7 protein-coding genes are annotated in these 8,542 nt (G+C 38.9%); all 7 read right to left on the bottom strand.

The genetic code is table 11. The features are described 5' to 3' along the window. Positions 1-87 precede the first annotated feature (87 nt). Positions 88-516 carry a RicAFT regulatory complex protein RicA family protein gene (locus tag V7127_RS05755; RefSeq protein ID WP_335347639.1) on the bottom strand — a complete coding sequence of 143 codons (429 nt, stop codon included), beginning with the start codon at positions 514-516 and terminating at the stop codon, positions 88-90. Between the two features lies 1 nt (position 517). Beyond that, positions 518-2,062: a tRNA (N6-isopentenyl adenosine(37)-C2)-methylthiotransferase MiaB gene (gene miaB / locus V7127_RS05750; RefSeq protein ID WP_335484275.1), complete on the bottom strand. Its 1,545-nt coding sequence runs from the start codon at positions 2,060-2,062 to the stop codon at positions 518-520. Positions 2,063-2,622: 560 nt separating this feature from the next. Continuing rightward, positions 2,623-3,489 carry a 2-oxoacid:ferredoxin oxidoreductase subunit beta gene (locus V7127_RS05745; protein ID WP_335484273.1) on the bottom strand — a complete coding sequence of 289 codons (867 nt, stop codon included), beginning with the start codon at positions 3,487-3,489 and terminating at the stop codon, positions 2,623-2,625. Continuing rightward, positions 3,490-5,220, bottom strand: a complete 1,731-nt coding sequence (locus tag V7127_RS05740; RefSeq protein ID WP_335484271.1) for a 2-oxoacid:acceptor oxidoreductase subunit alpha — start codon at positions 5,218-5,220, stop codon at positions 3,490-3,492. Between the two features lie 329 nt (positions 5,221-5,549). After that, positions 5,550-5,810, bottom strand: coding sequence for a stage V sporulation protein SpoVS (spoVS, locus tag V7127_RS05735; protein WP_009791522.1), 261 nt, complete (start codon positions 5,808-5,810; stop codon positions 5,550-5,552). 226 nt (positions 5,811-6,036) lie between these two features. Then, positions 6,037-6,834, bottom strand: a complete 798-nt coding sequence (locus V7127_RS05730) for a TIGR00282 family metallophosphoesterase (RefSeq protein ID WP_335484268.1) — start codon at positions 6,832-6,834, stop codon at positions 6,037-6,039. Between the two features lie 132 nt (positions 6,835-6,966). Continuing rightward, on the bottom strand, positions 6,967-8,532 hold the full coding sequence (gene rny / locus V7127_RS05725; protein WP_335348024.1) for a ribonuclease Y: 1,566 nt from the start codon (positions 8,530-8,532) through the stop codon (positions 6,967-6,969). Positions 8,533-8,542 lie beyond the last annotated feature (10 nt).

The following is an 8,542-nucleotide window of genomic DNA, read 5'->3' as shown; positions in this document are numbered from 1 at the left end:
ACTTTCACCCTAGAGATTAAACCCATGCCGGGCGCACCAAAAAAACTCCTTTCGGAAATAATTCCAAAAGGAGTTCTGACTTTATTATTAATGGTGTGAACAGTCACTATTTTTTATTTGAGCACCTGTTTCGCCGCTTAAAAGGTCCCCGCCAGTTGTCAAAATGATCTCATCTGTGACTGTATTAGAAATGACTGATGCAACTAGCTGCAGAAGTTCATTCACTTCAATTTGTGAATGCTTAAACTCTTGCACAACAGGAATTTCATCCAGCTCGTTCTGAAGGGATTCAATTTTATCTTCAGTCTTTTTTAATGCTTCCATTTTGCCGAAATGCTGCAAATTAACTGCTTGCTTTTGCAAACCTTTAATATTCGTAATTGTTGCCTTTACTTTAGCATTTTCATGAATTTGGGCTTCAGCACGTTTAAAAAAGTCAACCTCTTCCGTTTCTGCAATCATTTGTGCAAGCTCTTTTGCTCTTGCTACAATGTCATCCTTTGTGTATTTCCCCATCTTACTCCACCTCTACCGCATCTAGTTCTTCAACCATTTCTCCGTTTAGTGACCACGTTTTAGCATCTGTAATTTTCACATTAACAATTTTACCAATTGCTGATTTTGGACCAATAAAATTAACTAGCTTATTTTTTCTCGTATAGCCTGCTAACACATCTGGATTATTCTTGCTTTCGCCCTCAACTAAAACTTCAACAGTTTGACCTTGATATTTCTTCATTGCTTCAGCAGAAAACTCATTAACTACTGCATTTAAGCGCTGTAAACGTTCCTTCTTAACTTCCATTGGAACATTATCCTGCATTTTTGCTGCAGGTGTGCCTTCACGAGGGGAATAGATAAAGGTATAGGCTGCCTCATACCCTACTTCACGATATAAGGAAAGCGTTTCTTGGAATTGCTCTTCTGTTTCATTCGGATAACCGACAATAATGTCTGTAGTGAATGTTGCATTAGGGATTGCAGCTTTTATTTTTCGAACAAGTTCTAAATACTGTTCTCTCGAGTATTTGCGAGCCATGATTTTAAGCACTTCTGTTGAACCAGATTGAACAGGCAAGTGAATATGCTCTACGAGATTTCCGCCTTTTGCCAAGACTTCAATGAGATGGTCATCAAAATCTCGTGGATGGCTAGTAGTAAAACGAACACGCGGGATATCAATTTTACGAATTTCATCCATAAGATCTCCAAGACCATATTTAATATCTTCAAAGTCTTTCCCGTAAGCATTAACATTTTGTCCAAGCAGGGTAATTTCTTGATAACCTTGAGCTGCTAATTGTCTAACCTCTTGAATAATATCCTCTGGTCGCCGGCTTCGCTCTTTCCCCCGAGTAAAAGGTACAATACAATAAGTACAGAACTTATCACAGCCATACATAATATTAACCCAAGCTTTAATATTGCCTCGGCGTACTTTTGGAAGATTTTCGATAACATCTCCCTCTTTAGACCATACTTCAATAACCATTTCTTTTGACATATATGCTTCTTTTAGGATGTTAGGAAGACGGTGAATATTATGTGTTCCGAAAATCATATCGACTTGATTATAGGTTTTAAGAATTTTGTTTACGACAGACTCCTCTTGGGACATGCAGCCGCAAACACCTAAAAGCAAGTCAGGTTTTTCCTTTTTCAAATGCTTTAAGTGGCCAAGTTCACCGAACACTTTATTTTCAGCGTTTTCGCGAATGGCACATGTATTTAAGAGAATCACATTAGCATCTTCCACAGTATCAGTTGGTTCATAGCCAAGTCCCATAAAGATCCCTGCCATGACTTCTGTATCATGTTCATTCATTTGGCAGCCATATGTGCGGATATAGAACTTTCGGCCCTTCCCCATTCCATGAAATTCTTCCGGAATATCAAAATCTTTATGATATTTTACTTCTTCTTTTCCACGTTTTTTAGCATCCTTCAAGGATGGCGGTGTAAACACGGTCTCAAAGTACTTACTGTAATCCTTTTCGGATTTTTTGTCCGATGGATTAGCTGTTTTCACTTGTTGTCCTTCAAGTCTTTGCTTTTCATTCATATTTTAATCCCCTTTCTAACATATCCGGGTTTTAGAGAGTTTTGTTTTATCGTGTATTTTTAAAAGCATTGGTTGAGGTAATGGGTAAAATAAAGCAATTCACATTAGTATAGTATAATGCTTTTAGGGTATTAAAACAATACATTTACTGACTTGAAGCTCTCAACTTCTAATCACAAATCTACTATGTAAATGAAAAAAGCTATTCACAAATATTTATCGCAGATTAACGGGCTGTAAGATCCCCACTGCAAGAAGTTGAGTAAAACAAAAATTTCTAAAGTGGAGGATCAACAGCCCGTAAAGGCCCGATTATTGGAACATAGACTAAGAACGCCACGGCCTAATGTCTTCGTCTATGTGACCCACATCCTGTGGGCCGCATCTAACAATCAGTGGGGGATGAAGGCCCCCCCACTGATTGAAGTTTCACCTTATCTTATAGGAATCTTAATAAATTGTACGTGACTATAATCACTATTTCATAGCCATATAATAAATTTAATCTTGAGTATAAAAAAGAAACCCAATAACTGGGTTTCTTTTTCAGCCAAAACGGCTTAAATAAATTCTTGAATTAATTTATCAAAGTGAGCCTGATCTAAATTAAGTTCAGCTTGAGTTAATGGCTGCTCAGAGTAGCCTTTTAACAACTCTTGGTATGATTTTCGCTCAGTGTTTTGATAGATAAGTCCTGTTACTAGTCCATTATGCTTCATTAATGTTTGCATAGCCATTTCACGGTTAGAAGAATCATATCCTTCAACATCGCTAAGCTTAGTTAAGTTTTCTTTAAACCAGTCATAAGTGTTCACTTTATTATAAGTTACACATGGGCTGAATACGTTAATTAATGAGAAACCATCATGGTTAATTCCTGCTTCAATTAAAGCTGTTAAGTCTTTTAGGTCTGTTGAAAAGCTTTGGGCAACAAATGTTGCTCCAGCAGTTAGAGCCATTTCCATTGGGGCAATAGCTTGTTCAATTGAACCCTCAGGCGTTGATTTTGTTTTAAAGCCTGCTGCTGAACGCGGAGATGTTTGACCTTTAGTTAAACCATAAATTTGGTTATCCATAACAATATACGTAATATTTACATTACGGCGAATAGCGTGGATCGTATGGCCCATTCCAATAGCAAAACCATCACCGTCACCGCCAGAAGCGATAACTGTTAAATCTCGGTTTGCCATTTTAACACCTTGTGCAATTGGAAGGGAACGCCCATGGATTCCATGGAAGCCGTATGAATTAATATATCCGGAAATACGTCCAGAACATCCGATACCTGAAATAACTGCTAGATTCTCAGGCTCTAAACCAACATTTGCAGCCGCACGCTGGATAGCCGCTTGTACAGAGAAATCTCCGCAGCCTGGGCACCAATTTGGCTTTACACTATTTCGAAAATCTTTAAATGTTGCCATTTAGAACAACTCCTTGCAATTTGTGTGAATTTCATGTGGCAAGAATGGATTTCCGTCGTATTTTAACATTTTGTGAATCTTCTCAGCATGTCCGACGTTCATCTTAATAATGTTTGCCAATTGCCCAGTAGCGTTGTTTTCAACAACAGCGATCTTTTTAGCAGATTTTACGAGCGGCAATACTTCATCTGTTGGGAACGGATGAATTAAACGTATTTGTGCATGGTTCACTTTCAAACCATCCTTTTCAAGGCGGCCGATTGCCTCTTCAATAACGCCACGAGTTGAGTTAAAGCCAATGATTAATAAATCAGCTTCTTCATGTGGTGCATTTTTGTGAACAGGTGTATTAAATTTAATGTTCTCAATTTTACGGAAGCGTTTATCCATTTGCGCTTTACGATTAATCGCAGATTCAGATGGTTTTCCTGTTTCATCATGCTCTACACCTGTAACATGGTGAATACCATTTTTCATACCAGGAATAACACGTGGTGAAACTCCATCTTCAGTTACTTCATAGCGCTTAAAGTAGCTACCATCTGCTTCAGGTAAATCTCCAGTTTGAAGCTTTCCACGGCGTACTTCAACCTTATCTAATTCTAGCGGTTCAACCGTTTGTTTACCTAAAGAAAGTTGAAGATCTGAAAGAATAATAACAGGGCATTGATATTCTTCAGCAAGGTTAAATGCTTCAGCTGTATCATAAAACGCTTCTTGTACAGTACTTGGAGCCATTACGATTTTTGGAATTTCTCCATGAGTACCATATATCATAGACATTAGGTCAGACTGTTCTTGCTTCGTTGGCAGACCTGTTGAAGGACCTCCACGCTGTGTATCAACAATTACAAGTGGAGTTTCAGTCATACCAGATAATCCGATGGCTTCCATTTTCAATGCTAAACCTGGTCCAGCTGAAGCAGTTAGAGAACGAACTCCGCCATAGTTAGCTCCGATTGCCATTGTAACCGCAGCAATTTCATCTTCAGTTTGTATAACAGCCCCGCCAAGCGGTGGAAGCTTCTTTATTAAATATTCCATAATTTCAGACGCTGGTGTAATTGGGTAAGCAGCCATAAAGCGGCAACCGCCTGCAAGAGCACCTAAAGCGATGGCATCGTTACCAATCATAAATAAACGCTTTTTGCCATCAGCTTTTTCAAGCTCCATTAATTCAGTTGCCCCAAGGTTTTCTTTCATAAAGTCAAAGCCAGCTTTAATGGCTTCCATATTTTTCTCAACAACTTGTTGGCCTTTTCGTCCAAAAATCTCTTGAACTACTTCTTCAAATACGTTAATATCTAAGTTCAATACTGCGCAAGTTGCTCCAACTGCAACCATGTTTTTCATTAGGGATGTTCCCAGTTCAGTTGCTAATTCAGTGAATGGAACAGCATACATGGCCGCACCTGTATCTTCAGGCTTATTAGGACTGAATTTGGCATCCGCAATAATAACACCTTTATCATGTAGTTCCTTGTAATTAAGATCAATAGTTTCTTGGTCAAAAGCTACCAAAATATCAAGATCATCAGAAATAGATCTTACTTGTGTAGTACTGACACGGATTTTATTGTTCGTATGACCGCCTTTAATTCGTGAAGAGAAATGACGGTAACCATACAAATAGTAGCCTAAACGATTTAATGCTATTGAGAATATTTCTCCAGTACTCTCAATACCTTCCCCTTGTTGCCCTCCAACTTTCCATGAAAGTTGATTGATCATGACTTACACCCCTTTGGATACGTTAAGAAAATATATGAAAACGTTTTATACAATTAGAATAGTACACATCAAAATCATTATATATAGCTCAAAAACCAGTCTAATGTTAGATAAATGAATGGGTACTAAACGCTTTCAATTCTAGACCTAGTTCTTAAAAAAAGCAACCCTTTCAGACTAATTTTGGTGAAAATTTGAATATTTTATTTTTAAAATCAATATAATAATTAAGTTGATGCTATGTAAGCTCTTCAGCCTATTTTTAACGCAAAAAAAGACCTGTTTGCATTCATGCAACAGGTCATCTTTCATCAAAGATTCCGCATTTTTTATCTTGGCTCTACAATTAGTTTAATAGCAGTCCGTTCTTCCCCATCAATCTTAATATCTGTGAATGCCGGGATACAAATCAAATCCACTCCGCTAGGCGCGACAAACCCTCTTGCGATAGCTACTGCTTTAACCGCTTGATTTAGTGCGCCCGCACCAATCGCTTGGATTTCTGCGCCGCCTCTTTCTCGCAAAACACCTGCAAGCGCACCAGCTACAGAATTAGGATTAGATTTTGCTGAAACTTTTAATATTTCCATTCCTAGCTCCTCCTTGTTTTCCCCTCCCGCATGTTCATGACCATAGCTTCCTACATGTCTTCTTTTGGAAATGAACATATCCGGTATAGATCATTCCATTGCTACTATATTCATTTCACAATTCACATATTCCGGCTTGGACAAAATTATGGAATATTCCTTTTTAAAATCAAAAAAATAACTGCATCTCATTTACCATTTTCGGTAATTAGACACAGTTATTCGTTTAAGAATAAAAGGGATGATCCTCATTAATTAGTATCGGAGTCATTTTCTTTGCTTTTCCGGTTTGATTTTCTATTTCAATAAGTACAGCACTTAATTGTGTGCGCCCTTCTTTCGGGACTTCAAATCTGACAGGCAAGCTTGATATAAATCTTTTTAACACAGCTTCCCTTTCTACCCCTAATATTCCATCATATGGGCCTGTCATGCCAACATCTGACATAAAAGCAGTCCCTTCTGGCAAAATACGATGATCTGCTGTTTGTACATGTGTATGAGTGCCGATAACTGCGGTAACTCTTCCATTTAGGTACCAGCCCATTGCTTGTTTTTCACTTGTTGCTTCTGCGTGAAAATCGACAAATATAATGGGTGTTCTTTTTCGAGCCTCCAGAATCAGTTCATCTGCTTTTCGAAAAGGACAATCTATCGCAGACAAAAAAGTTCGCCCTTGCAAACTGATAACGGCCACTTCGATTGCATTATATTTTAAGTAAACAATTCCTTTACCTGGGTTTCCTTCTGGGAAGTTTGCAGGACGCACTAAATATTTCGCGTCATCAATAAAGTCAAATATTTCTTTATTATCCCAAGTGTGATTTCCAAGTGTAACTGCCTGTGCTCCGGCTTCCAGGAAACCACGGTAAATTTTTTCAGTAATTCCTTTGCCTCCTGCAGCATTTTCCCCATTGATAATCGTAATTTGTGGGCGGTATTTTTCCTTTAGCTTAGGAACGTATTCCTTTATCATGTCTCTTCCTAAAGAGCCAACAACATCCCCTACAAATAATATGTTCATATATTTGTCCCTTCTTTGCTAATTTCTTTTGTTTATGCCTCAATAGGCAATTAATGTTTATATTTCCATTCTTTATTTAAGTTTATTTATGTATTTTGTTTGGAAAAAAATAAAGCGATGCTAAGCACCGCTTTATTTTGCATATTCCACGGCTCGTGTTTCACGAATAACCGTAACTTTTATATGTCCTGGATAATCAAGCTCTTCTTCGATCTTCTTTCGAATATCTCTCGCTAGACGATGGGCTTCAAGGTCATCAATTTGTTCTGGTTTTACTAATATACGAATTTCTCGTCCAGCTTGGATGGCAAATGACTTTTCAACGCCATCATAAGATTCAGAAATCTCTTCAAGCTTTTCAAGACGGCGAATATAATTTTCTAATGTCTCTCTTCTCGCACCTGGTCGTGCTGCTGAAAGAGCATCAGCTGCAGCTACAAGAACGGCAATGATTGAAGTAGGCTCAGTGTCCCCATGATGTGAAGCAATACTGTTAATAACTATTGGGTGCTCTTTATATTTCGTTGCAAGCTCAACCCCAATTTCAACATGGCTTCCTTCCACTTCATGGTCAATGGCTTTACCAATGTCATGAAGCAAGCCTGCACGTCTTGCGAGTGTCTCGTCCTGACCTAGCTCTGCTGCAAGTAATCCTGACAATTGTGCTACTTCCATTGAATGCTTTAATACATTCTGGCCATAGCTTGTCCTGAATTTCAGGCGGCCGAGAATTTTAATAAGGTCCGGATGAAGTCCATGCACACCTACTTCAAAGGTTGTCTGCTCACCTATCTCTCGGATATGTTCATCCACTTCCCGGCGTGCTTTATCAACCATTTCTTCAATGCGCGCAGGGTGTATACGACCATCTTGAACAAGCTTGTCTAAAGCTAAACGGGCAGTCTCGCGGCGAATCGGATCAAATCCTGATAAAATGACTGCTTCTGGTGTATCATCAATAATAAGATCAATTCCTGTGAGCGTTTCAAGTGTACGGATATTTCGGCCTTCACGTCCGATGATCCGTCCCTTCATTTCATCATTTGGCAGATTAACTACAGAAACTGTTGTTTCTGCAACATGATCCGCTGCGCATCGTTGGATTGCCAGTGACAAGATATCCTTCGCCTTCTTATCGGCTTCCTCTTTCGCTCTAATCTCGCCCTCTTTAATCATTATAGCTACATCGTGAGCTACTTCCTGCTCAACACGCTCTAAAATGATGGACTTAGCCCCTTCACGAGTTAAGCCTGAGATGCGTTCTAGCTCAGCTTGTTGTGATCGTACCATCTCGTCCACTTTGCTTTCCATCTCTTCAATATGCTGTTGTCTTTTGTTAAGAGAATCGTCCCTCTTCTCTAAAAGTGTTTCACGTTTATCTAACGTTTCATCTTTACGATCAAGATTTTCTTCTTTTTGCAGTAAACGATTTTCTTGTTTTTGAAGCTCATTTCTTCGATCACGAATTTCACGCTCCGCTTCTGTGCGAAGCTTGTGAATCTCATCCTTTGCTTCAAGCAAGGCTTCTTTCTTTAATGCTTCTGCTTCCCGCTTGGAGTCTTCCAAAATCTGCTCTGCAGAATCCTTGGCTCCTGCGATCTTTGCTTGGGCAATGGACTTACAAACAAAATAGCTAACAACTGCACCGACGAATAGGCCAAGCAAACTGGAGATGATGATTGCTGTTAATAATTCCATCATTTCACCT

The organism is Bacillus sp. JJ1773, from assembly GCF_036962035.1.
In the GTDB taxonomy this organism is placed as follows: domain Bacteria; phylum Bacillota; class Bacilli; order Bacillales; family Cytobacillaceae; genus Cytobacillus.
The sequence above is the reverse complement of the archived record's forward strand: the minus strand, read 5'-3'. Positions and strand labels throughout refer to the sequence as shown.